The sequence below is a fragment of the Nocardioides scoriae genome (genome assembly GCF_900104965.1).
In the GTDB taxonomy this organism is placed as follows: Bacteria; Actinomycetota; Actinomycetes; order Propionibacteriales; family Nocardioidaceae; genus Marmoricola; species Marmoricola scoriae.
The window spans coordinates 3,219,012-3,245,196 of record NZ_LT629757.1 but is presented as its reverse complement, the minus strand read 5'-3'; the positions used below and the strand labels follow the sequence as shown (position 1 = coordinate 3,245,196).

The 26,185-nt window shown below is 75.0% G+C and carries 20 protein-coding genes and 1 pseudogene; 5 read left to right on the top strand and 16 right to left on the bottom strand.

Annotated features, from left to right (window positions below; genetic code table 11):
• Window positions 1–65: 65 nt before the first annotated feature.
• The 4 genes from BLU55_RS15365 to BLU55_RS15350 all read right to left on the bottom strand — a co-directional run bounded on the left by BLU55_RS15365 (window position 66) and on the right by BLU55_RS15350 (window position 5,232).
• Entirely contained in the window at window positions 66–1,502 is a 1,437-nt protein-coding gene (locus tag BLU55_RS15365) for a VWA domain-containing protein (RefSeq protein WP_091731438.1), read from the bottom strand.
• Window positions 1,503–1,509: 7 nt separating this feature from the next.
• On the bottom strand, window positions 1,510–2,379 hold the full coding sequence (locus tag BLU55_RS15360) for an AAA family ATPase (RefSeq protein WP_091731436.1): 870 nt from the start codon (window positions 2,377–2,379) through the stop codon (window positions 1,510–1,512).
• A gap of 139 nt (window positions 2,380–2,518) precedes the next feature.
• Window positions 2,519–4,231, bottom strand: coding sequence for a phosphatidylglycerol lysyltransferase domain-containing protein (locus BLU55_RS15355; RefSeq protein ID WP_197681014.1), 1,713 nt, complete (start codon window positions 4,229–4,231; stop codon window positions 2,519–2,521).
• Window positions 4,228–5,232: an aldo/keto reductase gene (locus tag BLU55_RS15350; RefSeq protein WP_091731434.1), complete on the bottom strand. Its 1,005-nt coding sequence runs from the start codon at window positions 5,230–5,232 to the stop codon at window positions 4,228–4,230. The genes BLU55_RS15355 and BLU55_RS15350 overlap by 4 nt, the downstream gene beginning before the upstream one ends.
• Before the next feature lie 139 nt (window positions 5,233–5,371).
• Between BLU55_RS15350 and BLU55_RS15345 the strand changes: the two genes are divergently transcribed.
• From BLU55_RS15345 to BLU55_RS15330, 4 genes are read left to right on the top strand one after another with little or no spacing between them, the layout of a single operon-like run.
• Window positions 5,372–6,409, top strand: a complete 1,038-nt coding sequence (locus BLU55_RS15345; RefSeq protein ID WP_157682902.1) for a lysylphosphatidylglycerol synthase transmembrane domain-containing protein — start codon at window positions 5,372–5,374, stop codon at window positions 6,407–6,409.
• Window positions 6,409–7,629 carry a glycosyltransferase family 4 protein gene (locus BLU55_RS15340; protein WP_157682901.1) on the top strand — a complete coding sequence of 407 codons (1,221 nt, stop codon included), beginning with the start codon at window positions 6,409–6,411 and terminating at the stop codon, window positions 7,627–7,629. Before BLU55_RS15345 ends, BLU55_RS15340 begins: the two co-directional genes overlap by 1 nt.
• Window positions 7,626–8,453 (top strand): PIG-L family deacetylase, encoded by an 828-nt coding sequence (locus BLU55_RS15335; protein ID WP_197681013.1) that lies wholly within the window; start codon window positions 7,626–7,628, stop codon window positions 8,451–8,453. The genes BLU55_RS15340 and BLU55_RS15335 overlap by 4 nt, the downstream gene beginning before the upstream one ends.
• Window positions 8,434–9,582 carry a phosphatase PAP2 family protein gene (locus BLU55_RS15330; RefSeq protein WP_157682900.1) on the top strand — a complete coding sequence of 383 codons (1,149 nt, stop codon included), beginning with the start codon at window positions 8,434–8,436 and terminating at the stop codon, window positions 9,580–9,582. Before BLU55_RS15335 ends, BLU55_RS15330 begins: the two co-directional genes overlap by 20 nt.
• A 56-nt stretch (window positions 9,583–9,638) precedes the next feature.
• Here BLU55_RS15330 and BLU55_RS19960 read toward each other — a convergent pair.
• From BLU55_RS19960 to BLU55_RS15310, 4 genes and pseudogenes are all read right to left on the bottom strand, one after another.
• A pseudogene (locus BLU55_RS19960) lies at window positions 9,639–10,064 on the bottom strand (DedA family protein); the annotation flags it as partial.
• 229 nt (window positions 10,065–10,293) lie between these two features.
• On the bottom strand, window positions 10,294–11,706 hold the full coding sequence (locus tag BLU55_RS15320) for a sensor histidine kinase (RefSeq protein WP_091731420.1): 1,413 nt from the start codon (window positions 11,704–11,706) through the stop codon (window positions 10,294–10,296).
• Window positions 11,707–11,748: 42 nt separating this feature from the next.
• A complete protein-coding gene (locus BLU55_RS15315) occupies window positions 11,749–13,680 on the bottom strand; it encodes a KUP/HAK/KT family potassium transporter (protein ID WP_091731417.1) in 1,932 nt (643 codons plus the stop codon).
• A gap of 74 nt (window positions 13,681–13,754) precedes the next feature.
• The gene (locus BLU55_RS15310) at window positions 13,755–14,456 is read right to left on the bottom strand and encodes a response regulator transcription factor (protein WP_091731414.1); all 702 of its coding nucleotides are present in this window, start codon (window positions 14,454–14,456) and stop codon (window positions 13,755–13,757) included.
• A 167-nt stretch (window positions 14,457–14,623) separates the two neighbouring features.
• Here BLU55_RS15310 and BLU55_RS15305 point away from each other — a divergent pair, with 167 nt between their 5' ends.
• Window positions 14,624–15,844, top strand: coding sequence for a S1C family serine protease (locus tag BLU55_RS15305; protein ID WP_091731411.1), 1,221 nt, complete (start codon window positions 14,624–14,626; stop codon window positions 15,842–15,844).
• A 172-nt stretch (window positions 15,845–16,016) separates the two neighbouring features.
• On the opposite strand, the gene araA is transcribed toward BLU55_RS15305, so the two are convergent.
• The 8 genes from araA to BLU55_RS15265 form a co-directional block, all read right to left on the bottom strand.
• Window positions 16,017–17,522 carry an L-arabinose isomerase gene (gene araA, locus BLU55_RS15300; RefSeq protein ID WP_091731409.1) on the bottom strand — a complete coding sequence of 502 codons (1,506 nt, stop codon included), beginning with the start codon at window positions 17,520–17,522 and terminating at the stop codon, window positions 16,017–16,019.
• A gap of 67 nt (window positions 17,523–17,589) precedes the next feature.
• Complete coding sequence (locus BLU55_RS15295; RefSeq protein ID WP_091730056.1) at window positions 17,590–18,267, bottom strand: L-ribulose-5-phosphate 4-epimerase; 678 nt, start codon at window positions 18,265–18,267, stop codon at window positions 17,590–17,592.
• Window positions 18,264–20,069 carry a ribulokinase gene (gene araB / locus BLU55_RS15290; RefSeq protein ID WP_091731406.1) on the bottom strand — a complete coding sequence of 602 codons (1,806 nt, stop codon included), beginning with the start codon at window positions 20,067–20,069 and terminating at the stop codon, window positions 18,264–18,266. Before araB ends, BLU55_RS15295 begins: the two co-directional genes overlap by 4 nt.
• Window positions 20,066–21,151, bottom strand: coding sequence for a LacI family DNA-binding transcriptional regulator (locus BLU55_RS15285; RefSeq protein ID WP_197681012.1), 1,086 nt, complete (start codon window positions 21,149–21,151; stop codon window positions 20,066–20,068). The genes araB and BLU55_RS15285 overlap by 4 nt, the downstream gene beginning before the upstream one ends.
• Entirely contained in the window at window positions 21,148–22,179 is a 1,032-nt protein-coding gene (gene yjfF, locus BLU55_RS15280) for a galactofuranose ABC transporter, permease protein YjfF (protein ID WP_091731403.1), read from the bottom strand. Before yjfF ends, BLU55_RS15285 begins: the two co-directional genes overlap by 4 nt.
• On the bottom strand, window positions 22,176–23,336 hold the full coding sequence (locus tag BLU55_RS15275) for an ABC transporter permease (RefSeq protein ID WP_231916904.1): 1,161 nt from the start codon (window positions 23,334–23,336) through the stop codon (window positions 22,176–22,178). Before BLU55_RS15275 ends, yjfF begins: the two co-directional genes overlap by 4 nt.
• Window positions 23,329–24,978 (bottom strand): sugar ABC transporter ATP-binding protein, encoded by a 1,650-nt coding sequence (locus BLU55_RS15270; protein ID WP_091731400.1) that lies wholly within the window; start codon window positions 24,976–24,978, stop codon window positions 23,329–23,331. The genes BLU55_RS15275 and BLU55_RS15270 overlap by 8 nt, the downstream gene beginning before the upstream one ends.
• 86 nt (window positions 24,979–25,064) lie before the next feature.
• Complete coding sequence (locus tag BLU55_RS15265) at window positions 25,065–26,066, bottom strand: ABC transporter substrate-binding protein (protein ID WP_091731398.1); 1,002 nt, start codon at window positions 26,064–26,066, stop codon at window positions 25,065–25,067.
• Window positions 26,067–26,185: the final 119 nt, after the last annotated feature.

Here is a 26,185-nt window from a genome sequence, read left to right as displayed (position 1 = left end):
CTACTCGCGCGGCGCCCGGCCCGTGGACGTCGGCCCGAACTGCGGAGGGCGCCGCGAGACCGCCGTCACGCCAGGTCGTGGACGAACTCCCCCAGCTGGGTCAGGTTGCGGCACTCGACCATCGGCGCGATCCGGCCGTAGTCGCCCGCCGCCGAGTCGCCGGTGTCCCAGTTGCGCACGTGCTCGGGGTTGAGCCACCAGGTGTGGCGGGCCGCGTGGACCAGGTCGCGGAAGACCGGCAGCGCCAGGTCGCCGTGGTTGGAGCGGGCGTCGCCGAGGACGAGGAAGTGGGTCTTCGGCGTCAGCGCGTCGGCGTGCTGCTCGGCGAAGCGGGTGAAGGCGCGGCCGTAGCTGGTGCGGCCCCACAGGCTCGCGTGGCGCGCGCTGGCCGCCAGCTCGGCCATCGTCGTGGCGGGGTCGGCGCCCGGCCGGAAGCGGTCGGTGACCTCGTGGACCTCGTCGACGAAGGTGAACGCCCGCACCCGGTCGAACTGCTCGCGCAGCGCGAAGACGAGCATCAGCGTGAAGCTGGCGAACCCCGCGACCGAGCCGCTCACGTCGCACAGCACGACCAGGTCGGGCCGGGCCGGGCGTCGCGGCCGGTGGTGGGTCTCCAGGGGCACGCCACCGCTGCCCATCGAGGCCCGCACCGTGCGGCGGAAGTCGAGCGGCCCGCGGCGACGGCTGTGCTGCTCGCGCGCCAGCCGCGTCGCCAGCCGGCGCGCCAGCGGGGCGATCTCGCGGCGCATCAGCTCCAGGTCGGCGCGGCGGGCGGAGCCGAAGTCGATCTGCTCGACGGCCTGCCGCACGGTGTGGCGGGCGACGTGCTGGGGCCCGCGGACCTCGGCGGCGCGGCGGCGTACGTCGGTCTCCACGAGGTCCTCGAAGCGCCGCGCCTGGGCCTCGACCAGCCGGCGCAGCGAGGGGTCCTCGTCGGGCGAGGCCACCCCGAGGCCGGCCAGCGCGCGGGCGACCAGCTCGTCGGGGCTGACACGGTTCATCACGTTGTACGCCGACCACCGCTGCTCGCCGGGACCCCTCCCCCGGATCCGGCCGAACCGCTGCACGGCGTCGCGGGCCAGCGCCGTCAGCGCGTCGGGGTCGCCCAGCGCCATCGCGGTCGCCAGCGCCTCGCGGAAGTCGGCCAGCGCCTGCGGACCGTCGGCCAGCGGGCCGGGGTCGTCGGCGGGGCCGGGTAGTCCGAGACGTTCGGCAGCCGATTCGTCCCGATCCGGCCTGTCGAACGTCTCGGAGTACCCCTCCCGGTCGGCCCCGTCCCCCACCAGCGCCGGCCAGTAGAGGTCGAAGACCTGGTCGAAGCCGGGGCGGTGGGACTGGCGGGTCAGCAGGGTCGCGGCGTACGCCGCCCGGAGCGTCTCGCGCTCGCCCAGCCCGAGGGCGTCGATGGCGCGCACCGCGTCGAGGCCCTCCGACAGCGCCACCGGGAGGCCGGCGTCGCGCAGCGCCCGGAGGAACGCGAGGTGCCGGTCGAGGAGCGTCATCGCGGGGTCACCGGGTCCGGAGCCGGAGCTCCTCGACCGCCCGCTCGTGGTCGGAGTGGTGCTTGAGCACGACCCCCAGCGTCGCCGCGATCGCGTCCTCGTCGAGGGTGCCGGTGCCGAGCGCGACCAGCGTGCGGGCCCAGTCGACGCTCTCCGCGATCGACGGCGACTTGCGCAGGTCGAGGCCCCGCAGCCGGGCGACGACCTCGACCAGCTCGCCGGCCAGCCGCTCCTCGACCTCGGGGACCTGGGAGAGCACGATCTCGCGCTCCCGCTCGGAGTCGGGGTAGTCGATGTGGAGGAACAGGCAGCGGCGCTTGATCGCCTCGGAGAGCTCACGGGTGGCGTTGGAGGTCAGCACGACCAGCGGCCGGCGGACCGCCTCGACGGTGCCGAGCTCGGGGATGGTGACCTGGAAGTCGCTGAGCACCTCGAGCAGCAGGCCCTCGACCTCGACGTCGGTCTTGTCGACCTCGTCGACGAGCAGCACGGTCGGCTCGTCGCGCCGGATGGCGGTGAGCAGCGGCCGGGTGAGCAGGAACTCCTCGCTGAAGATGTCGTCGTGGGTCTCGTCCCAGGCCTGGTCGCCCGCGGCCTGGATGCGCAGCAGCTGCTTCTTGTAGTTCCACTCGTAGAGCGCCCGGGCCTCGTCGAGCCCCTCGTAGCACTGCAGCCGCACCAGCCCGGCGCCCGTCGCACGGGCCACCGCCTTGGCCAGCTCGGTCTTGCCGACGCCGGCGGGACCCTCGACGAGCAGCGGCTTCTCGAGCGCACCGGCGAGGTACGTCGTGGTGGCGGTCGCCGTGTCGGCGAGGTAGCCGACCGCGGCCAGCTGCTTCTCGGCGTCGGCCGGGGACTCGAACCACGGGGAGGTCACCTCGACATCGTGCCAGCCGCGGTGGCAGCGCGGGCGGGGTGCCAGCAGCCGACCCCGCCCACGGGCGGTGGCGCGAGCAGCCCGGCGGCGTCGAGGTGGCCCTGGCCAGCGGCGACGAGGGCGATGCGACCGCCCCGGGTCAGGAGTGCGTGCGCGACTCGCTGAGCCGGCGCCACCAGGACGGCGCGACCAGGAAGGCCTCGGCCCGCAGCGCCGCCACCGAGACCTGCGGCAGCTCGGCGCTGGAGCGGAAGCAGGCGAACCGCGGCACCCACTCGGGCGCGAACTTGGCGTTGGCGCGGTAGAGCGACTCGATCTGCCAGAACCGCGACGCCTGGAGCAGCACCCCGCGCCACAGCCGCAGCACCGGTCCGGCGCCGAGCCGCTCGCCGCGGGCGAAGACGTTGCGGAAGACCGCGAAGTTGAGCGAGACGCGGCGCACGCCGAGCGCGCCGGACTGCGCCATCAGGGTCGTGACCATCAGCTCGATGACGCCGTTCTCGCCGGCGCGGTCGCGGCGCATCACGTCGAGGGACAGGCCGTCCTCACCCCACGGCACCAGCTGGAGCAGCCCCCGCAGCCGCCCCGCCTCGTCGCGGCAGGTGACCATGACGGCGCGGGCGTCGGCCGGGTCGCAGAGCCGGCCCAGGGCCATCGAGAAGCCGCGCTCGACCTCGCCGTCGCGCCACGCGTCGGCGCTGGCGAGGATCTCGGCGCGCTCGGCCTCCCCCAGGTCCTCGACCCGGTGGCAGTCGGCGGTGAGCCCGGCCCGCCGGCAGCGGGAGACGGCCTGGCGCACCACCCGCATGCTGCGGCCCTCGGTGGTGAACTCGGAGGCGTGCAGGACCGCCTCGTCGCCCAGCTCGAGGGCGTCGAAGCCGGCGCGGTGGTAGGCCTCCGCGCCCTGCTCGCTCGAGCCGAGCACGCCCGGCACCCAGCCGTAGGAGGTGGCCTCCTCCAGCCAGCTCGCGATCGCGCCGGGCCACGCCTCGGGGTCGCCGAGCGGGTCGCCCGCGGCGAGCGAGACGCCGCCGACGACGCGGTAGCTCACCGCCGCCTTGCCGGTCGGCGAGAGCATCACCGCCCGGTCGTCGCGCAGTGCGAACCAGGACAGCGAGTCGACCGCGCCCCACCGGCCGAGCAGCTCCTCGACGCGACCGCGCTCGCCGGGCTCGAGGCGGTGCGGGCCGGTCGCCGGCTGCAGCGCCACCACCACGAGCAGCAGCACCAGCGCCGCGCCCAGCACGACCAGGCCGACCGCGGACCGGGTCGCCACGTCGGGCTCCACGAAGTCGACCGGGCCGGGCACGCCCACCAGCCCCAGCAGCGCCTGCAGGAACCGGTCGAGGAGCGTGGTGCCGGGGGCCAGCCCGTCGACGTCGACGCTGATCCAGACCATGCCGAGCAGTGTCGCGAGCGGCACGCCCAGCACCACCACCGCCAGCAGCCGGCGCCGGGAGCGCGGGTCGGGCCGCGCGGTGAAGCGCGCGCGGGCGGCGAGCAGCAGCACCAGCACGACGCCGGTCAGCACGGCCTCCTCGACGTCGAGGCCCTTGAGCAGGTGGCTGAGCACGGCGAAGCCCGAGAGCACCACGGCCAGCAGCCAGGCCCGGAACTTGCCGCGCCGCAGTCCCCCGCCCAGCAGCACCAGCACCACGCCGGCCGCGAGCGTCCCGGTCGTCGCGGCGGCCGGGAAGACCGGCGGCACCACGCCCGCGACGATCCGCGCCCGGTCGTGGACGGCCGGGAACAGCGCGCTCGCGACGGCCACCAGGCCCACGAGGCTGACCAGCCGCGCGAGCGTCCGCGGGGAGGTCAGTCGCGACCACCGCCCCCGTGGGTCGGTGCTCACCAGCGGTCGTGGACCAGCGCGCGCACCCGGGCGTCGTAGATCTCGCGCACCCCGGTGAAGAACCCGCCGTCCAGCGGCGGCACCCGTCCGGCCGCGGCGTTGGAGACCGCCTGGCCGCGGTTGCGCGCCCCCGGGATGACGGTGCTGACGCCCGGCTGCTGCCAGATCCAGGCGATCGCCGCCTGGGCGGAGCTGATCGTCCCGTCCGGGCCCGGCGGCAGGTCGCGCACCAGGGCGGCGAAGTCGGCGGCGGCGGCCAGGCCGACGTCGTACGGCACGCCGGAGAAGGTCTCGCCGACGTCGAAGGCGCTGCCGTCGCGGTTGTAGCTGCGGTGGTCGTCGGCGGCGAAGGTCGTCGAGGCGTCGTACTTCCCCGAGAGCAGCCCGGAGGCGAGCGGCACCCGCGCGATGATCCCGACGCCGGCCTCCTGCGCGGCGGGCAGCACCTGCTCGAGCGGCTTGAGGCGCAGCGCGTTGAGGATGATCTGGACGCTCGCGAGGTGGGGCCGGGCGATGGCGGCGAGGGCCTGGTCGACGGTCTCGACGCTGACGCCGTACGCCGCGATGGTGCCGTCCTCGACCAGCGCGTCCAGCGCGTCGTAGGTCCGGTCGTCCTCGATGGTGGCCGACGGCGGGCAGTGCAGCTGGACGAGGTCGAGGGTGTCGACGCCGAGGTTGCTCCGGGAGCGGTCGGTCCAGGCGCGGAAGTTCTCGGCCGTGTAGTTCTCGGGCTGCTGGTCGACCCGGCGGCCCATCTTGGTGGCGACCGTGAAGCCCTCGCCGGCGTGGTCGGCCAGGAAGCGGCCCACGACCTTCTCCGAGCGGCCGTCGCCGTAGACGTCGGCCGTGTCGTAGAACGTCACGCCCTCGGCGGCCGAGGCCTCCAGCACCTCGCGCGCGTCGGCCTCCGACACCTCGCCCCAGTCGGCGCCGAGCTGCCAGGTGCCCAGGCCGACGACCGAGACCTCTCGTCCGGTGCGGCCGAGCGGGCGCTGCTCCATGTCGTTCCTCTTCTCCTCGGGACGGACCGGCTCCGCTGCCGGTCCTGCCCCTGTTTCTACAGGGCATCGGGGCGGGGTCCGGTCCGCCGCCCACCACCGAGTCAGGTTCTCGGCAGGTCTCGCGCGCCACGGTGGTGGGGTGAGCAACCGGGTGTCGTCAGCCGTGTCCTACCTCGGGCGCGCGCTGCTCGTGGCGGTCGTCGCGGGCGGCGGCCTGTGGACGGCCACCCACGGGGTGGCGGGGGTGGCCTGGGGCGCGGTCGTGCAGGTGCTGGCCGGGGTCACGCCCGGCAACCTGGCGGTGCTGGCGCTGGTGTGGGTCGCCGGGCTGCTGGTGTACTCCACCGTCCTGGCCCACGCCCTGCCCGGCCTCGGCATGCGCCGCGGGCTGCTGCTCAACCTCACCGGCAGCGCCGTGTCCAACGTGATGCCGCTCGGCGGGGCCGCCGGGAGCGCGCTCAACTGGCGGATGCTCCGCTCCTGGGGGCACAGCCACCAGGCCTTCGCCCGCTACTTCGTGGTCACCAACGCCCTCGACGTGCTGACCAAGCTGGTGCTGCCGCCGGTCGCGGTGGTCGCGTTGCTGGTGCTGTCGGTGCACGTGCCGACCACGGTCTGGGCGGTCGTCACCGGGTGCGTGCTGGCGCTGCTGCTCGCCGCGGCCGTGCCGGCCTGGGTGGGCCGGCTGGCCCCCGCTCCCGAGGCGACGGGAGCGTCGGGGAGCAGCCGCCTGGCCCGGCTGCGGGCCCAGACCGTCGAGGTGGTGGCCGGGGTCCGCGAGGTGATGGCCCGCGACTGGCAGTGGCTGGTGCCTGCGAGCTTCGCCTACCTGGCCGCCCAGGTGCTGCTGCTCTCGCTGAGCCTGCACGCCGTCGGGCTGGCGGCGCCGCTGGCGCTGGTCGTGATGGCCGCGGCGATCGAGCGGGTCGCCTCGCTGGCCCCGATCACCCCCGCGGGCACCGGCATCGCGGAGCTGGGCGCCGTGACCTGGCTGGTCGTCAACGGGCTCGACCCGGTCGCGGTGGTGGCCGGGGTGCTGCTCTACCGCGTGTTCCTGGTCGCCTTGGAGATCCCCGTCGGCGGGCTGATGCTCACCGGCTGGGCGGCGTGGCGGCGCAGCGCGGCCCGCACCGTCGGGGCGCACGCCCGGGCGGCCGCGCCGGCCCGGGTGGCGTGATGCGGGTCGTGCACCTGAGCGACCACTACCTGCCCACGCTCGGCGGGATCGAGACGCACGTCGGGGCGCTGGCGCAGCGGCAGGCCCACGCGGGTGATGATGTGACCGTGCTGACCTCGACCCCGACGACCGCCGACGGTCGCTGGGACCGCGGCCGGCCGGGCCCGCGGGGCGACCGGCCGGGCGTCCGCTGGGACGACCGGGAGCGCGTCGAGCCGGGCCCGGTGCGGGTGGTGCGCCGCCGCTCGGCGCTCGACGGCCCGACGCTGCACCCCGACCGGGTCGACCTGGTCCACGCCCACGTGTCGGTGGTCTCCACCTTCGCGGCGCCGCTGGCGGCCGCGGCGGCGCACGACGGGATCCCGACGGTCGTCACCGTCCACTCGCTGTGGGACGGCACCGGCCCGACCGCCCGCCTGGCCGCCGCCCTCACCGGCCTGCGACGCGCGCCGGTCACCTGGACCGCGGTGAGCGAGGTCGCGGCCGAGCAGGTGCGCCGCCGGCTCCCCGCCGGCACCGAGGTCGCCGTGCTGCCCAACGCCGTCTCGGTGGCCCCGCGGGCCGCCACGCCGGTGCGCGGGGACGACGAGCCGGTCCGGCTCGTCAGCACCATGCGGCTCGCCCGCCGCAAGCGGCCCGAGGCGCTGCTCGACGTGGTGGCGCAGGTGTGCGAGCGCAGCACCCGTCCGGTCACCCTCACCCTGGTCGGCGACGGCCCGCTGCGCCGACGGGTCGAGGCCCGCGCCACCCGGCTGGGGCTCGACGACGTCGTCACCGTGACCGGCCGGCTCGCGCCGGGCGAGGTGCAGCGGCGGCTCGCCGAGGCGGACGTGTACGTCGCCCCCGCCGTCCTCGAGTCCTTCGGCCTGGCCCCGCTCGAGGCCCGCTGCGTCGGCCTGCCCGTGGTGGGCCGCACCGGCACCGGGCTGGCGGAGTTCGTCGTCGACGGCCGCCACGGCCTGCTGGTGCCCAGCGACGCCGCGATGGTCGACGCGCTGGTGCGGCTGGTGGAGGACCCCGCGCTGCGCCACCGGATGGCCGAGCACGACCGCACCACGCCCTCGGCGCACACCTGGGAGGCCGCCCTGGCCCGCCACGAGGCGACGTACGCCGCGACCCGCGCGCGCCGCGCCACCCGAGCTGCCGGTCGGAGCGGTGAGGAAGCCCGCTCCGACCGGCGTACGACGCGCGCCCCCGGCCGCCGGGCGGGCACGCCGTGAGCGCGGACCGGACCGCGGGGCCGCGCACGGTCGTGTCCTTCCACGCCCACCCCGACGACGAGTCGCTGCTCACCGGCGGGACCCTGGCCCGGCTCTCCGCCGAGGGCCACCGGGTGGTGCTGGTGACCGCCACGCTCGGCGAGGCCGGCCTGGCCGGCGAGCAGGACGGTCGGGGCGGCGTGCTGGGCCGCACCCGCGCCGTCGAGCTGCAGCAGGCCGCGCGGGCGCTGGGCGTGCACCGCGTGGAGACCCTGGCGTACGCCGACTCCGGCCTCGCCCCGGGCACCGCCCGGCCCGCCCACGCCTTCGCCGACGCCGACGTCGAGGAGGCCGCCACCCGGCTCGCCGCGCTGCTCGTGGAGGAGGGCGCCGACGTGCTGACGGTCTACGACCGCCACGGCGGCTACGGCCACCCCGACCACGTGCAGGTGCACCGCGTCGGCACCCGCGCCGCGCAGCTGGCCGGCACGCCCGTGGTGCTCGAGGCGACCGTGCCGGACCGGGCGTTCCGCGCCGTGCTGGCGGTGCTGCGGCTCGCCCGGCAGCGGCTCGGCAGCTCCGCTCCCCTGGGCACCGACGCCGTCTTCACGCCCTCGCGCCAGGTCACCCACCGGGTCCGGGTGGGCCACCACCTCGACGCCAAGCGCGCCGGGATGCGGGCCCACGCCTCCCAGCAGCGGGGCGGCTGGCGCTCGCTCGACGTGCTGGTGCGGCTGCCGCGGCCGGTGTTCGCCCTGGCCCTGGGGCACGAGTGGTTCGTCGAGCAGGGCCGCACGCCCCGGCGCCGTCGCGAGGGGGACGTCCTTGCGTCGCTCCGAGGCTGAGCCTGCCGCCGGTCCCGACGTGGCCGCGGCCGGTGCGGGCGGGCGGCGACGGGTGCCGGCGTACGTCTGGCGCACCTGGGCCGTCGTGGTCGTCTTCGCCGCGGTCACCCTGTGGCGCTCCCACGTCGTCGGGATCGGGCTGCGCGACCCCCACCTGGCGATCGTCGGGCGCCGGCTGCCCGCGGCGGTGGGGATGTGGGCCCTGCTGGTCGCGGGCCACGCGCTGTGGCGCACGCGGCACGGCGAGGGTCCCCGCCTGCGACGGGCGGTGGCGGCGGTGCGCGAGCGGTGGACGCCGGGGCGGCTCGGGCTCGCGGCGAGCGCGCTGCTGGCCTACCACGTGACCTACTTCTGCTACCGCAACCTCAAGAGCTGGGACGTGCTCAACGCCCCCCGCGACCGGATGCTGCTCGGCTGGGACCGCTGGCTGTTCGCCGGCCACGACCCCGCCGCGCTGCTGCACGCGGCGCTGGGCGAGCACGTGTCGGCGTACGTCCTGATCGTGGTCTACGAGTCGTTCTCCACCGTGGTGGCCGTCTCGTTCGTGGCGGCGGTGGCCCTGCCGCGCCGGATGCGGGAGACGTACGCCGCGACGCTGTCGGGGATGCTCATCTGGATCCTCGGGGTCGCCAGCTACTACGCCATCCCGTCGCTGGGGCCGTTCTGGTCGGCGCCGCAGCTGTTCTCCGGGCTGCCCGACACCATCGTCACCGAGACGCAGGCGCTCTTCCTCGAGCAGCGGGCCCAGCTGCTCGCCCACCCCGAGCTGCCGAGCTCGGTCGCGCAGGTCTCGGCCTTCGCGAGCCTGCACGTCGGGGTGCTGACCGTCCTGGTGCTGATGGCCCGCCACCTCGGCCTGCGGCTGCTGACCCGGCTGCTGGCCCTCGACCTGGCGCTCACGCTGGTGGCCACGGTCTACCTCGGCTGGCACTTCGCGGTCGACGACGTCGCCGGGCTGGCGATCGGCGCGCTCGCGGTGGCGCTCGGCACCCGGATCGCGGGCTCCCCGCCCGCGCGGCGCCGCTCGCGCCACCACGACAGCCCCGCCGGCACCAGCGACAGCGCGACCAGCACCAGGCTGACGACCTCGATGTGGTCGGCCACCAGCGGCACCCCGCCCAGGAAGTAGCCGCCCAGCACCATCAGCACCGTCCACGCCACCGCGCCGACGACGTTGTACGCCGTGAACCGCCGCCGCGACATCCGCCCGATCCCCGCGACCGTCGGCGTGAAGGTGCGCACCACCGGCACGAACCGCGCCAGGATCACCGCCTTGGGCCCGTGGCGCTCGAAGAAGGCCTCCGCCCGGTCGGCGTGCCGCGGGTCGAGCACCCGGCTCCCCGACCGCGAGAACACCCGCGGCCCGAACCGGCGCCCCAGCAGGTAGCCCACCTGGTCGCCCAGCACCGCCGCCACCGCGGCCAGGAGCAGCACCAGCCACAGCGGGTACGCCAGCGCGCCCGCGGCCACCAGCACCCCCACCGCGAACAGCAGGCTGTCGCCCGGCAGGAAGAACCCCACCAGCAGCCCGGTCTCGGCGAACACCAGGCCCACGAGCACCACGAGCGCCACCGGCCCCAGGTCGGTCAACCAGCTCGTCAGGACGGACATCACGGGCGATCAGCTCCAGGGGGTGGGGCCGCGGGGTGCGGCGGGGTCCGGCGAGGGGCCGGGCGGGAGGGGCGGCCGGCGGACCGGCCTGCGCCCAGGGTGGCGGGCCCGACCTGCCGCTGGCCTGACCACCCGGTGTGACCCACCGGTGAGCCGAGCCGCATGCAACGCTCCGTCACCAGCGGCGTACACCCGTCCTGGGGGGGCACTCACCGACAGGGACGGAGCGTCACGTGCGCGCCGGTGCCGACGCCGGCGCCGCCGCCGGGAGCGTCACGGTGAAGGTGGTCGGGGCGGAGGGCGAGGTGACGGCCAGGGTGCCGCCGAGGCCGTCGGCGACCCGGCGGGCCAGGGAGAGGCCGAGCCCGGCGCCGTCGTGGGCGGTGTCGGTGACCCCCGAGGCGAAGATGTCGTCGACGTCGTCCAGGTCGGCGAGGTCGATGCCGGGGCCGTCGTCGCGCACGTCGATCCGCACCACGCCCGGCCCGCCCACCACGCCCGGCCCGCCCGCCACGCCGGGCCCGCTCGCCACGACGACCACGCCGACCCGGGCCGCGGCGTACCGCGCGGCGTTGTCGAGCACCGGGGCCAGCACCCGCTCGACGAGGTCGGCCGAGGCGGCGACCCAGACCGGGCCACGGGGCAGCTCGAGGTCCCACTCCGGCGGTCGGCGGCGGTCGGCGACCTGGCGGCCGACCACCTCGACGAGGTCGCTGCGGTGGCCGGGACCGTGCTCGTGGCGGGCCAGGGCGATCAGGGTGGTGATGGTGGCGTCGAGGCGGTCGACCTGCTCGACCACGGTGCGCAGCGGCGCGCCGAGCTCGGCGGCGGCCGGGTGGGTCATGGCCAGCTCGGCCTCCATCCGGATGGTCGTCAGCGGCGTGCGCAGCTCGTGGGCGAGCTCGGCGGTGAGCCGCTGCTCGCCGCGCAGCGCGGTCGCCACCTTGGCCAGCAGGCCGTCGAGGGTGCGGGCGAGCTCGCTGAGCTCGTCGTCGCCCTCGTCGAGGTCGAAGCGCCGGTCGAGGTCGCGCTCGGACCACTCGGCGGCCGAGACCGTCATCTCGTGGACCGGCCGCAGCGTGCGGCGCACCGTCCACGCCGTGCCGAGCGCGGCACCCACCGCCAGCAGCAGCCCGACCGTGCCGAGGCCGATCAGCAGGGCGTCGCGGGAGGTGCGGTACGGCGCCAGGCTCGCCGACGCGACCGCCACCCCCACCGCGTCACCGCCGCGGGAGAGCACCAGCGGCCGCGCGAGGTACGCCGTCCCGCCGGCCACCTCGCCCCGCTCGGTGCCCGTGCGGGACAGCGCGCGCACGGGGTCGGGCGGTTCGGTCGTGCCCGAGCCGGCCACCAGCGAGCCGCCGCGGTCGAAGACCCAGACGTCGCCGACCAGCTGGGCGCTGCCACCGCCGACGACCACGTCGCCCGAGGAGTCCAGGGCCAGGGCCGTCTGCACCGCGGAGAGCCGCGAGGCCAGCTCGGCGTCGACGACGTCGCGGGTCTGGTGGGTGACCACGAGCGAGACCACGCCGAGCATCACCAGCACGGCGACGGCGGTCGCCACGGTCGCGCTGCGGACCAGCCGGGCCTGCACCGTGCGGGCACCCCCGGAGGTGGAGCGGGGCCCGGACGCACGCAGCACCCGCCCATTGTGGGCCCGCCGACCCGTGGCACCGGACACCGCTCAGAGGGTGACCTGGCGGCCGATCACCACGGTCCGCTCCGACGGCAGCCGGAACAGGTCGACCGCGTCGGGCGTCACCCGGTCGAGGGCGAGGTAGACCCGCTGCCGCCAGCGGGCCATCGACGCGCCGCGGTCGAAGACCACGACGGGGTCGGAGACGAAGAACGTCGTGGTCGCGGGGTCGAGCCCGTCGAGCTCGCCGTCGGAGAGCTCGACGGCGCGGGCGAGCAGGCCGGCCAGGTCGACGTGGTCGGCGTACCCGTAGGTCGCGGTCGCCTGGCAGACCCCGTCGTGCTCGTCGCCGAGCCGGTCGAGCTGCAGGCGGTCCTCGTCGGTCACCGAGGGCCGGTCGACGGTGGCGATGGTCAGCAGCAGCACCACCCGCTGCAGGGTGTGGACCTGCTCGACCATGGTGCTGAGCGCGCCGGGCGTGACGTCGGGGTGGCGGCTGAAGAAGACTGCCGACCCGGGCACCCGCTCCACCGCCGACCCGGGCGCGGCCACCTCGGCCAGCAGCTCCAGCAGCGGGGGCGAGTCGGCCCGGCGGCGCTGGTCGATGGTCGCCCGTCCGCGCGCCCAGGTCGTCATCACCACCACCAGCACGAGGCCGATGCCGATCGGCAGCCAGCCGCCGCTGGCGATCTTGGGCAGGTTGGCGGCCAGGAAGACCAGCACCAGGGCCAGCACCAGCCCGGCCGCGGCACGGCTGGCGCGGCTCGCCGTCCCCGTGACCTCGCCGATCGCGGCCTGGCGGGTGCGCAGCGCGAGGAACATCGTGGCCGTGACGGTCACCGTCACCGTCACCGCGAGGCCGTACGCCGACGCCAGCGCGGCCGAGCTGCCGAAGAGCACCACCAGCGCCAGCACGGCCGCCGCGACCAGCCAGTTGACGGCCGGCACGTAGATCTGGCCCGCCTGCTCCTCGGAGGTGTGGCGCACGTGCACGGTCGGCAGCAGCCCCAGCCGCGAGGCCTGCTGCACCACCGTGAAGGCGCCGGAGATGACCGCCTGCGAGGCGATGATCGTGGCCAGCGTCGCCAGCACGACCATCGGCAGCGTCAGCCAGCCGGGCACCAGCGCGTAGAACGGGTTCGCCGCGGCCGCGGGGTCGGCCGCGACGGCGGCCGCCTGGCCGAGGTAGGCCACGACCAGCGCCGGCAGCACCACGAACGACCACGCCCGGGCGATGGCCTCGCGCCCGAAGTGGCCGAGGTCGGCGTACAGCGCCTCGGCGCCGGTGAAGGCCAGCACCACCGCCCCGAGCGAGAGGAACGCCGTCAGCGGCTCGGTGGCGACGTAGCGCACGATCCAGTGCGGCGAGAGCGCCTGCAGCACCCCGGGGTGGTGCGCGATCGAGACGGCGCCGAGCACCGTGAGCGAGGCGAACCACACCACCATCACCGGGCCGAAGAAGCGCCCGATGCTGCCCGTGCCGAACTGCTGCACGACGAAGAGCACCGCCAGCACGACCAGCGCCATCGGCACCACGAACCGCCCCAGGCCCGGGTCGCTGACCTCGAGGCCCTCCGCGGCCGAGAGCACCGAGATGGCCGGGGTGATGACGCTGTCGCCCAGGAACATCGCCGCCCCCAGCGCCGCCACCACCGACAGCACCGCCAGGCTGCGGGCCCGGCCGCCGTCGGCGGTGCGCCGCAGCAGCGCGAGCAGGGCCAGCAGGCCGCCCTCGCCGTCGTTGTCGGCGCGCAGCAGCAGCCGGACGTAGAGCAGCGAGACCACCAGCACCATCGACCAGATCACCGTCGAGGTCATGCCGTAGACCAGCTCGGGGGTGAGCCGCGCCGGGCCCCTGGCGCCGTCGGCCAGCACCGTGGTGAAGGCGTACAGCGGGCTGGTGCCGATGTCGCCGAAGACGACGCCGAGCGCCCCGAGCAGCAGCACCGGCCCGCCGGCACGTGCGGGGCCGGAGCTCATGCGGCTCACCCTAGGGGCGCCCGGCCCCGCCGGGTCCGGACGCCGCGATGCTCCCGAGGGGCGGGACGGCGTCCTCACCCCGCCGCGGCGACCGGGGTCGGGACGGTCGCGTCGACCAGCCTGTAGCCCACCCCGCGCAGCGTCTCGATGCTGCGGACACCGAAGGGCAGGTCGACCTTGGTGCGCAGGTAGCGCACGTAGACCTCGACGGTGTTGGGGTCCGGCTCCGCCGCCGGGTCCCAGACCTCGGCGAGCAGCTGGGCCTTGCTCAGCACCTGGCCGCGGTGGCGCATCAGGTGCTCCAGCAGCGCGAACTCCCGCGCCGTCAGGGCGACGTCGACCCCGGCGCGCGCCACCCGGTGGGTGCCGGGGTCGAGCGTCAGGTCGCCGGCGGCCAGCACGGCCGGGAGCGAGGCGGGCCCGCGGCGCACGACGGCCCGGATCCGCGCGAGCAGCAGCACGAACGAGAACGGCTTGGTCACGTAGTCGTCGGCCCCCAGGTCCAGCGCGTCGGCCTGGTCGAGCTCGCCGTCCTTGGCGCTCAGCATCACCACGGGCGTGGCGATCCCGCGCCGACGCAGCTCGCGCAGCACCTCGTAGCCGTGCAGCCGCGGGAGCACCACGTCGAGCAGCACCACGTCGTGCTCCCGCTCGACCGCGCGCGAGAGCCCCGCCAGCCCGTGCCGGGCGAGGTCGACGCTCCATCCCTGCTGCCGCAGCCCCCGGGCCAGGGTGTCCCCCAGCGTCCGCTCGTCCTCGACCAGCAGCACCCGCACCGGGCTCGCCCCCTCGTCCTCCGGTCGTCCTCCGGGCCCGCTCGCCGGGGCCCTCCTCCAGCGTGCTCCGCCCCGCGCGCGGGCGCGAGGCCGCCGGCCCCCGTGGTCAGGTGGCGGTCAGGATCGCGGCTCAGCGGGCTCCAAGGTGGGCGGCGCACGGTGGGGCCATGACCGACCACCAGCCCTCGGACCCCGTCCCCACCGCCGCCACGACGCCCTCGGGCGCCCCCGCCCCCACGGCGTACGCCGCTCCCGCCCCGCCGCGCCACCGCTGGCGCGGGGTGGCCGCGCTCGCCGTCGTCGGCCTCGTCGCCGGCGGCGCCGGTGGTGCCCTCGGCGCCGGCCTGACCAACGCCGCGGCCGCCCCCGCCCCCGCCTCGGCACCGGTCAGCCACGCCGCGGCCTCGGCGGCCTCCGCCGGCGCGCAGGACGTCGAGCAGGTGGCCCGCGCCGTGACCCCGAGCGTGGTGCTGCTCAAGGTGCAGGGCGCCGCCTCCTCCTCCGAGGGTGCGCTCGGCTGCTCCGGCGCCACGCAGGAGGACGAGGGCAGCGGCATCGTGCTCTCCGCCGACGGCACCGTGCTGACCAACGACCACGTCGTGGCGGCCGGCGCGCAGGGCGGCCGGATCGAGGCGGTGCTGAGCGACGGCTCCACCCACCGCGCCCGGATCGTGGGGGCCGACCCCGTGACCGACCTCGCCGTGGTGCGGATCTCGGGCGTCAGCGGCCTCACCCCCGCCACCATCGGCTCCTCCTCCCACCTGGTCGTGGGCCAGCCCGTCGTGGCCGTCGGCGCCCCGCTCGGCCTCCAGGGCACCGTCACCACCGGCATCGTCAGCGCGCTCGACCGCCCGGTCAGCACCTCGGGCGAGTCGGGCTCGCAGGGCACCGTCATCGACGCCGTCCAGACCGACGCCCCCATCAACCCCGGCAACTCCGGCGGCCCGCTCGTCGACGCGGCGGGCCGCGTGATCGGCATCAACTCCGCGATCGCCTCGCTCGGCTCGTCCTCCCCCGCGGGCGGCCAGTCCGGCAGCATCGGCCTCGGCTTCGCGATCCCGGTCGACCAGGCGATGCGCGTGGTCCACCAGCTCGAGGCCGGCCGCACCGCCACCCACGCCCAGCTCGGCGTCAGCGTCGGCGACTCCACCGACCCGGCCGGCGCCGCCCTCGAGGACGTCACCGCCGGCTCCGCCGCCGCCCGCGCGGGCCTGCGCACCGGCGACGTCGTCACGGCCGTGGACCACCAGCCCGTCGGCGACAGCACCTCGCTCGTCGCCGCGATCCGCTCCCAGGCCCCCGGCGACCGGGTGGCCGTCACCTACGTCCGCCACGGCTCCACCCACACCGTCGAGGTCACGCTCGGGAGCGACGCCGCGACCACCTGAGCGGCGTACGGGCGGGGCGGGCGGGGCGGGGCGGGGCGGCGCATGTAACGCTCCGTTGCTGTGTCCGAGTGCCCGCCGCGACGGGTGTACGCCGCTGGTAACGGAGCGTTGCATGCGCCGCCGGGTCCCGCCCCGCCCGCCTGCCCCGCCCGCCTGCCCCGCCCGCCTGCCCTCAGAGACCCCGGGCGAGCCGGTGGTACGCCGCGTTCCAGCGCAGCTCCTTCTGGAACCGCCGGGTGGTGGTGTCCTCGTCGATGACGAGCAGCTCGGTGCGGCTCATCTCGGCGAAGTCCTCGAGGACCTCGGTGTCGAGGGCCGTCGAGAGGACGGTGTGGTGGGGGCCGCCGGCCATCAGCCACGACTCCGCGGAGGTGGACAGCGAGGGGTGGGGCTCCCACACCGCGCAGGCGACGGGGAGCTTCGGCAGCGCCTCGTCGGGCTCGACCACGTCGACCTCGTTGAGGGTGAGGCGGAAGCGGTCGCCGAGGTCCGAGATGCCGACCACGACGGCGGGGCCGGGGTCGGCGGTGAAGCGCAGCCGCACCGGGTCCTCGCGGTCACCGATGGAGAGCGGGTGGATCTCGAGGGTCGCCCGGGCGGTGCTGATGCTGGGGCAGACCTCGAGCATGTGGGCGCCGAGGATCTTCTCCTCGCCCGGGACCAGGTGGTAGGTGTAGTCCTCCATGAACGACGTGCCGCCCGGCATCCCGGTGGCCATCGTCTTCATGCCGCGCAGCAGCACCGAGGTCTTCCAGTCGCCCTCGCCGCCGAAGCCGAAGCCGTCGCCCATGAGGCGCTGCACGGCCAGGCCGGGGAGCTGGCGCAGGCCGCCGAGGTCCTCGAAGTTGGTGGTGAAGGCCCCGAAGCCGCCGTCGGTGAGGAAGCGACGCAGGCCGAGCTCGACGCGGGCGCCGTAGCGCAGCGACTCGTGGCGCTCGCCGCCCGGGAGCAGCTCGGGGGCGACGCGGTAGAGGTCGGCGTACTCCGTGACCAGCTTGTCGACGTCGTCGTCGCCCTGGGCGTCGACCACGGCCACCAGCTCGCTGACGCCGTAGGTGTTGACCGAGACCCCGAAGCGGTGCTGTGCCTCCACCTTGTCGCCCTCGGTGACCGCGACGTCGCGCATGTTGTCGCCGAACCGGGCCAGGCGCAGCTGGCGCAGCTCGTGGCGTCCGAGGGCCGCGCGGGCCCACGCCTCGACGCGGTGGCGCACCGACGGCGAGTCGACGTGGCCCGCGACCGTCTTGCGGGCCACGCCGAGGCGCGACTGCATGTAGCCGAACTCCCGGTCGCCGTGGGCGGCCTGGTTGAGGTTCATGAAGTCCATGTCGATGGACGACCACGGCAGCGCCATGCCGGCCTGGGTGTGCAGGTGGAGCATCGGCTTGGCCAGCGCGTCGAGGCCCGCGATCCACATCTTGGCCGGCGAGAAGGTGTGCATCCACACCACGACGCCGACGCAGTCGGGGTCGGCGTTCGCGTCCAGCACCTGGCGGTGGATGGCGACCGCGTCGAGCAGCACCGGCTTCCAGACCACCTCGACCGGGAGCTCGGAGCCGGCGAGCCGGGCCGCGATCCCCTGCGACTGGGCGGCGACCTGGTCGAGGGTCTCGGGACCGTAGAGGGACTGGCTGCCGGTGAGGAACCACACCTGCGGCGTGGAGGGGACGGACGTCATGGGGGACCTCGTTCTGGTGGTGACGGGAGCGGGGGCGTGCGGGACGGGGTGGGGCGGGAGCCGGCGCTCAGCGCTGGCCGTAGACGTTCTGGTAGCGGTCGAAGAGCGCGTCGACCTGCGGCTGCGAGATCGGCACCGGGGCGCCGAGCTGCCGCGAGACGTGCACCGTGCGGGCGACGTCCTCGCACATCACGGCCGCCTTGACGGCCGCCCGGGCGGTGGGCCCGATGGAGAAGACGCCGTGGTTCTGCATCAGCACGGCCGGCGAGCGGCTGCCGCGCAGGGTGTCGACGATGCCGCGGCCGATCGAGTCGTCGCCGATGACCGCGAACGGCCCGACGGGGATCTCCCCGCCGAACTCGTCGGCGCCCATCGTGAGCACGCACGGCACCGGCTCGGCGCGCGCCGCCCACGCCGTGGCGTACGTCGAGTGGGTGTGCACCACGCCGCCCACCTGGGGCATCTCGCGGTAGACGTAGGCCTGCGCCTCGGTGTCCGACGACGGCGCGTGCTGGCCGTCGACGACCCGGCCCTCGAGGTCGCACACGACCATGTTCTCGGGCGTGAGGTCGTCGTAGGACACCCCGCTGGGCTTGATGACGAGCAGGTCGTGGCCCGGCACCCGGGCCGAGACGTTGCCGGCCGTCCAGACCACGAGCTGGTAGCGGGTCAGCTCGGCGTGCAGCGCGCACACCTCGCGGCGCAGCGTGCCGATCGTCGACTGGACCTCGGTGACCGCGGTCATGCCAGCGCCCCCTCGGTCTCGCGAGCCGCCTCGGGAACCCCGGCGCCCGACCCGGCGCCCGACCCGTCGTCCGACCCCGCACCCGATCCGGGGGCGGAGCCACGGGACGCCACCGCCTCGCGGCGCAGCGCCCGGAGCCGGCGCATCAGGCCGTCGCCGCGGCCGAAGTGGTCGTGCAGCGCGACGTACTCCGCGTAGAGCCGGTCGTAGCGCAGCGCTGCAGCCTCGTCGGGCAGGAACGCGCCGCGGCGCACCCGGCCCATCCGCTCGGCGGCCGCGGTGACGTCGGCGTACGCCCCGGCCGCGACCGCGGCGTGGATGGCGGACCCCAGTGCCGGGCCCTGGGCCGAGCCGATCACCGACAGCGGCAGCCGCAGCACGTCGGCGTAGACCTGCATGAGCAGGTGGTTCTTGGCCAGGCCGCCCGCCACCACGAACTCCTCGACCGGCACGCCGGCGTGGCGGAAGGTCTCCACGATCACCCGGGCGCCGAAGGCGGTGGCCTCCAGCAGCGCGCGGTAGACGTCCTCGGGCCGGGTGCTGAGCGTCAGCCCCACGACGGTGCCCGAGAGCTCGTGGTCGACCAGCACCGAGCGGTTGCCGCTGTGCCAGTCGAGGGCCACCAGCCCGTGCTCGCCCACCTGCTGCGCCGACGCCAGGCGCGTCAGCAGCTCGTGGACGGTCTCCCCCGCCGCACGCGCCTGCTGCGCGTACGACGGGGGGACGCCGTGGTCGACGAACCACCCGAAGATGTCGCCGACGCCGCTCTGCCCGGCCTCGTAGCCGTAGCGGCCCGCCACGATGCCGCCGTCGACGACCCCGCACATGCCGGGGACCTCCCGCAGCACGTCGGCGTTCATCACGTGGCACGTCGAGGTGCCCATGATCGCGACCATCTGGCCCGGCTCGGTGGCGCGGGCCGCGGGAGCGGTCACGTGGGCGTCGACGTTGCCGACGGCGACCGCGATGCCCTCGGGCAGGCCGGTCCAGGCGGCGGCCTCGGCCGTGAGACCGCCCGCGCGCTCGCCCAGCTCGCCGATCGGGTGCTCGACCTTGTCGACGACGAAGTCGGCGAAGCCGGGATCGAGCGCGGCCAGGAAGTCGCGCGAGGGGTAGGCGCCGTCCTGCAGCATCCCCTTGTAGCCCGCGGTGCAGGCGTTGCGGACGTAGCGGCCGCACAGCTGCCACACGATCCAGTCGGCGGCCTCGACCCAGCGCTCGGTGCGGGCGTAGAGCTCGGGGTCCTCCTCGAGCAGCTGCAGCCCCTTGGCGAACTCCCACTCCGAGGAGATCAGCCCGCCGTAGCGCGCCAGCCAGGTCTCGCCCCGCTCGGCCGCCAGGGCGGTGATGCGGTCGGCCTGCGGCTGCGCGGCGTGGTGCTTCCACAGCTTGGTGTAGGCGTGCGGACGGCCCTCCAGGCCCGGCACCTCGTCGAGCGGGGTGCCGTCGGCGAGCGTCGGGACCATGGTGCAGGCGGTGAAGTCGGTGGCGATGCCGACCACGTGCGCCGGGTCGACGCCGGCCTCGGCCAGGGCCGCCGGGACGGCGGTGCGCAGCACGTGGCGGTAGTCCTCGGGCACCTGCAGCGCCCAGTCCGGGGGCAGGCGCACCTCGGACCCGGGGAGCGTGGTCTCCAGGACCGCGTGGGGGTACTCCGTGGTGGCCGTGCCCAGCTCGGCGCCGTCGCTGACCCGCACGACGAGGGCACGGCCCGAGAGGGTGCCGTAGTCGACGCCGACGACGTAGGTCTCGTGCTCCCCGGGGGCGCCGCTCGGCGGCGGCTGGGGGGTGTGGCTGGTCATCGGGTCCTCTTCCTGGTGGTGGGTCGGGGGGTACGCCGCGCAGCGGTGCTGCGGCGCACGACGAGCTCGGGTCGGACCAGCCGGTCGTGGCGTCGCGACAGGGAGCCGTCGACGCCCTCGAGGCGCTTGGCCGCCTCGAGCTCGATGGCGCGCTGGAGCACCTGGATGGCGCGGCGCCCGACGGTGACGAAGTCCTGCCGCACGGTCGTCAGCGGTGGGATCAGGAACTCCGACTCGGGCAGGTCGTCGAAGCCGACGACGCTGACGTCGCCCGGGACCGAGCGGCCGGCCTCGTGCAGGGCGTGCAGCACGCCGATGGCCATGTGGTCGTTGGCGACGAAGACGGCGGTGACCTCGGGGTCGCGCGCCAGCCGGGTGCCGGCGTCGTACCCGCTCGCGACGGTCCAGTCGCCCTCGAGCGGGGTGGGCGGCCGCAGGCCGTGGGCGTGCATGGCCGTGCGCCAGCCGGTGAGCCGCTCGCGGGCCTCGGTCCAGTGCTGGGGGCCGGCGACGTGCTGGATGCGGGTGTGGCCCAGGCCCAGCAGGTGCTCGGTGGCGAGCAGCGCGCCGCGCAGCTGGTCGACGCCCGCGGTCAGCGCGGCCCGGGTCAGGTCGCCCTCCACCACCACGACGGGCGTGCCGGTGCTGGCCTGCGCCTGGACCACCTCGAGGGCCTCGTCGTTGGCCGCGACCAGGACGATGCCCTCGACGTGCTGGTCGCGCAGGTGCTCGACGGCCTCGGCGACCGCCCGCCGGGTGACCTCGACCAGCTCGACCGAGCTGACGAAGTAGCCCGCGTCGCGCGCCGCGCCCTGCACCGTGCGGTGGATCGTCGAGGGCCCCCAGAACTCGCTCTTGGTGCCGATCAGGCCGATGGTCCCGGACCGCTTGGTCACCAGCGCGCGGGCCGCGACGTTGGGCCGGTAGCCGAGCTGGCGGATCGCCTCCTCCACCCGCTCCCGGGTGCTGGGCCGCAGCTGCGGCGCCCCGTTGACCACCCGCGAGACGGTCTGGAGCGACACCCCGGCCAGGCGGGCGACGTCGGCCATCACCGGCGCCCGCTCCGGGAGGGTGCCGGTCACGGCTGGCGCCGCGTGATCAGCCGCTGCACCACCACGAAGAGCAGCAGCAGCGCGCCGATGGTGATCTTGGTCCACCACGAGCTGAGGGTGCCGTCGAAGGAGATGAAGGTCTGGATGGCGCCGAGCACCAGCACGCCGAGCAGGGAGCCGAGGACCAGGCCGCGCCCACCGGTGAGCAGGGTGCCGCCGATGACGACCGCGGCGATGGCGTCGAGCTCCATGCCCACGGCGTGCAGGCTGTAGCCCGAGAGCATGTAGAGCGAGAACAGCAGCCCGGCCAGCGAGGCGCAGAAGCCGCTGATGGCGTAGACCGCGACCTTGGTGCGGGCCACGCGCAGGCCCATCAGCAAAGCGGAGCTCTCGCTGCCGCCGAGGGCGTAGACGGTGCGGCCGAAGCGGGTGCGGTGCAGCACCCAGGCCGCGATCGCCACGACCACCAGCGCCACCACCGCCGTCGGGGTGGTCGAGAGACCGCCCGGCAGCGGGATCGACGCAGCCGCGATGCTGTAGAAGGTCTCGTCGCGGATCGGGATCGACTCGACGCTGATGAGGTAGCACAGCCCGCGGGCCAGGAACATGCCGGCGAGGGTGGCGATGAACGGCTGGATGTCGAAGTAGTGGATGACCAGGCCCATCAGCAGGCCCAGCACCGTGCCCGTCAGCAGCACGACCAGCACCGCCAGTCCCGGCGACCAGCCCGCCTCCAGCGTGCGGGCGGCGACCATCGTCGAGAGCGCCACCACCGAGCCGACCGAGAGGTCGATGCCGCCGGTGAGGATGACGAAGGTCATCCCGACCGCGAGCACGATGAGGAACGCGTTGTCGACGAGCAGGTCGAGCACGACGTCGGGCGTCGCGAAGCCCTCGTAGCGCACGCCGCCGATCGTGAACAGGCTGACGAACACGACCGCGGTGGCGATCACGGGCAGGTACTGCGACGGCGGCGACCAGGTCCGCACCCGCTCCCAGGTGGAGGGCGCACCGGGCCCGCCGGACGTGCGGGGCGCGGTGGTCGTGGGGGCGCTCATGCCGCACCTGCCTTCGCGTCGGTGGGGCCGGTCGTCGTGCCGGTCGTGGGGCCGGGCGTGGAGCCGGGCGGGGAGCCGGGTGCGGGGCGGCGGCGCACGCGCAGGGCGTGGCGCACGCGCGGCGACTGCAGCAGGCACACGAGGATCACCACGACGGCCTTGAACAGGTAGTTGGTCTGGGCCGGGATCCCGAGGTTGGGGATGGTCGTGGCCAGGGTCTGGATGAACAGCGCGCCCAGCAGGGTGCCGGCCAGGGAGAACCGGCCGCCGGCCAGCGAGGTGCCGCCGATGACGACGGCCAGGATCGCGTCGAGCTCGATCCACAGTCCGGCGTTGTTGGCGTCGGCGGCGCTGGTGTTGCCGGCGATCATCAGGCCGGCCAGCCCGGCGCAGAGGGCGGCGAAGACGTAGACGGTCCAGATGATGGTGCGGGAGCGGACCCCGGCGAGCCGGCTGGCCTCGGGGTTGATGCCGACGGCCTCGATGAGCATGCCGAGCGCGGTGCGCCGCACCAGCAGCGCGGTGAGCCCGAAGACGCCCAGCGCCACCAGCACCGCGATCGGCAGCGTGGCGACGAACCCGACCCCGAGCCCGGCGAAGGTGTCGTTGTTGACGGTGGTGATCTGGCCGTCGGTGACCAGCATCGCCAGGCCGCGGCCGGCGGTCATCAGCACCAGCGTCGCGATGATCGGCTGGATGCCCAGCACCGAGACGAGGAAGCCGTTCCACAGGCCGAGCGCGACGCAGGCGGCCAGGGCCAGCGAGCAGGCGACGATCGCGGTCGCGGCCCCGCCCTCGTCGGGGGCACCGGCGATGTAGACGCAGGCCACGGCGCCGGCGATGGCGGCGACCGCCCCGACCGAGAGGTCGATGCCGCGGGTCGCGATCACCAGGGTCATGCCGAGCGCCACCAGCATCACGGGGGCGCCGTTGCGGGCGATGTCGACGAGGTTGCCGTAGAGGTGGCCGTCCTGCATCCGCAGCGAGAGGAAGCCGGGGTTGGCCACGGTGTTGAGGACGAGCAGCGCCAGCAGCGCGAGCGCGGGCCACAGCAGCGGGTGGCGGCGCAGCAGCGCCATCCGGCTGGGGGCCGCCGGGCCGGCGGGCGGCGGCTCCGCGGGCGGGGCGACGGGCGTCAGCGTGGTGGTCTCAGGCACGGGTCGCTCCCTGCGGCTCGGTGGTCGGGCCGTCTGTCTGGCCGGCGGTCTGGCCGGTGGTCTGGCCGGCGATCAGCTCGAGGACGTCGGCGATGCTGACGTCGTCGTTGGGCCGCTCGGCGATCTTGCGGCGCTCGCGCATCACCACCAGGCGGTCGGACAGGCGCAGCACCTCCTCGAGCTCGGCGGAGATGAAGACCACCGCCATGCCCTTCCGGGCGAGCTCGGCCACCAGCTGCTGGATCTGCGCCTTGGCGCCCACGTCGATGCCGCGGGTGGGCTCGTCGAGGATCAGCAGGTCGGGCTCGGTGAGCAGCCAGCGGGCGAGCAGCACCTTCTGCTGGTTGCCGCCCGAGAGGTGGCGCATCGTGGCGTTCGGGTCGGCGGGGCGGATGTCGAGCGCCTCGACGTACCTGCTGACCAGGGCGGTGCGCTGGGCCTGCGGGATCGGGCGCAGCCAGCCGCGGGAGGCCTGCACCGCCAGCAGCATGTTGTCGGCGACGCTGAGGTCCTCGATGACGCCCTCGGCGCGGCGGTTCTCGCTGGAGAAGGCGAGCTTGCGGTCGATGCCGTGGCGCGGGCTGCGCAGCCGGGCGGCCCGGCCGCGCACCCGGACCTCGCCGGTGTCGGCGGTGTCGGCGCCGAAGAGCAGCCGGGCCAGCTCGGTGCGGCCCGACCCGAGCAGGCCCGCGACCCCGATCACCTCGCCCTCGTGCACGTCGAGGTCGGTGGCCTCGAGCGACCCCTGCCGCCCGAGCCCGAGCACCTGCAGGACCGGGGTGGCGTCCCGGACGACCGTGTCGGTCGCGGCCACCTCGCGGTCGAGCTGCTCGAGGGTCTCCAGCTCGCGGCCCAGCATCAGCCGGACCAGCTCGAGCTGGGTGGTGTCGCGGACCAGGCGCTCGCCCACCAGGCGGCCGTTGCGCAGCACGGTGAGGCGGTCGCTGATCTCGAAGACCTGGTCGAGGAAGTGGGAGACGAACACGATCGCGGTGCCCTGGTCGCGCAGCGTGCGGACCACCTCGAACAGCCGGGCCACCTCGTCGGTGTCGAGGCTGGAGGTCGGCTCGTCGAGGATCAGCACCTTGGCCTCGACGTCGACGGCGCGGGCGATGGCGACCAGCTGCTGGACCGCGATCGGGTGCTCCCCCAGGACCGAGGCGGGGTCGATGTCGAGCCCGAGGCGGTCGAGGGTGGCGCGGGCCTGGCGGCGCATCGCGCGGGTGTGGATGCCGCCGAGGCGGCGGGGCTCGCGGCCGAGCAGCATGTTCTCCGCGACCGTGAGGTTCGTGCAGAGGTTGACCTCCTGGTAGACCGTGCTGATCCCGGCCGCCTGCGACTCGGCCGGCGAGGCGAAGGAGACCTCGCGCCCCTCGACCAGGACGGTGCCGGCGTCGGGGGTGTAGACGCCGGTCAGGGTCTTGATGAGGGTGGACTTGCCGGCGCCGTTCTCCCCCATGAGGGCGTGGACCTCGCCCGGGAACAGCCGCAGGGCGACGTCCTGGAGGGCCGGGACGCCACCGAAGGCGATGCTGGTGCCGCTCAGCTCGACGACGGGGGCGGGAGCCGGCCGGTCGGGCGCGGCGGCCGCGTCGTCGTACGGCTGGGGCAGCCGTGGCGCAGGGGTCTGGGTCTGGGTCATCGTGGTGCGTTCCGTCCGTGGGGCGAGCGTCGGTCGGGATCCGCGAGGGCCCGGCCCGGTCGGGGCCGGACCCTCGCGGGGAGCGGTCAGTACTGGCGGTCCGCCAGGACCTCCTTGGCCTGCGCCTGGTCGAAGGCGGACTCCTCGGTGACGACGCGCTTGGGCACCTCGTCGCCGGCGACGACCTTCTTGGCGAGGTCCATCAGCTGGGGGCCGAGCAGCGGGTTGCACTCGACGATGTAGTTGATCTCGCCCTTCGACAGGGCGGTCATGCCGTCCTTGACCGCGTCGATGGTGATGATCTTGACGTCGGTGCCCGGCTTGAGACCGGCCGCCTTGATGGCCTCGATGGCACCCAGGCCCATGTCGTCGTTGTGGGCGAAGACGACGTCGATGTCCTTCTGGGACTTCAGGAAGGTCTCCATCACCTTCTTGCCGCCGTCGCGGGTGAAGTCACCGGTCTGCGAGGCGACCACCTCGATGGAGCTGTCGGCTGCGATCTTCTCGTCGAAGCCCTCCTTGCGGTCGATCGCCGGGGCGGCGCCCGTGGTGCCCTCGAGCTCGACGACGTTGATCGTGCCGTCGCCGTTGACGTCGGAGTCGTCGGCGTTGTCGACCAGCCACTGGCCGGCCTTCTGGCCCTCCTCGACGAAGTCCGAGCCGAGGAAGGTCTCGTAGAGGGAGTCGTCCTTGGAGTCGACCGAGCGGTCGGTGAGGATCACGGGGATCTTCGCGCGCTTGGCCTCGAGGAGCACGGTGTCCCAGCCGGTCTCCACGACCGGGCTGAAGGCGATGACGTCGACCTTCTGCTGGATGTAGGACCGGATCGCCTTGATCTGGTTCTCCTGCTTCTGCTGCGCGTCCGAGAACTTCAGGTCCACGCCGTCGGCCTTGGCGGTGTCCTGGATGGACTTGGTGTTGGCGCTGCGCCAGCCGCTCTCGGCACCGACCTGGGCGAAGCCCATCGTCAGCGCGCCGTCACCCCCACCGCTGCTGCTGCCGCTCCCGGAGTCGGAGCTGCCGCAGGCGGTGAGAGAGGCGGCGCTCAGGGTGATCGCACAGGCGGCGACCAGGCTCTTCTTCAGCACTGCATTCCCTCTCGTTCTCGGGGCCGCGTCGCCCCTGTGACCCTCGTCACTGAGGTGAGTGTGAGCGTTCACATAACGGCGAGTCAAGCATCTCGACCCGACTTTCTGACCAGCGGCGA

What these genes read in the sequence shown, in the direction of transcription:
- BLU55_RS15365 (WP_091731438.1), bottom strand. Translation starts at nt 1,502, where the DNA reads ATGACGCTCCTCGACCGGCACCTCGCGTTCCTCCGGGCGCTGCGCGAC.
- BLU55_RS15350 (WP_091731434.1), bottom strand. Translation starts at nt 5,232, where the DNA reads ATGGAGCAGCGCCCGCTCGGCCGCACCGGACGAGAGGTCTCGGTCGTC.
- BLU55_RS15340 (WP_157682901.1), top strand. Translation starts at nt 6,409, where the DNA reads ATGCGGGTCGTGCACCTGAGCGACCACTACCTGCCCACGCTCGGCGGG.
- BLU55_RS15315 (WP_091731417.1), bottom strand. Translation starts at nt 13,680, where the DNA reads ATGAGCTCCGGCCCCGCACGTGCCGGCGGGCCGGTGCTGCTGCTCGGG.
- BLU55_RS15305 (WP_091731411.1), top strand. Translation starts at nt 14,624, where the DNA reads ATGACCGACCACCAGCCCTCGGACCCCGTCCCCACCGCCGCCACGACG.
- araA (WP_091731409.1), bottom strand. Translation starts at nt 17,522, where the DNA reads ATGACGTCCGTCCCCTCCACGCCGCAGGTGTGGTTCCTCACCGGCAGC.
- BLU55_RS15295 (WP_091730056.1), bottom strand. Translation starts at nt 18,267, where the DNA reads ATGACCGCGGTCACCGAGGTCCAGTCGACGATCGGCACGCTGCGCCGC.
- araB (WP_091731406.1), bottom strand. Translation starts at nt 20,069, where the DNA reads ATGACCAGCCACACCCCCCAGCCGCCGCCGAGCGGCGCCCCCGGGGAG.
- yjfF (WP_091731403.1), bottom strand. Translation starts at nt 22,179, where the DNA reads ATGAGCGCCCCCACGACCACCGCGCCCCGCACGTCCGGCGGGCCCGGT.
- BLU55_RS15270 (WP_091731400.1), bottom strand. Translation starts at nt 24,978, where the DNA reads ATGACCCAGACCCAGACCCCTGCGCCACGGCTGCCCCAGCCGTACGAC.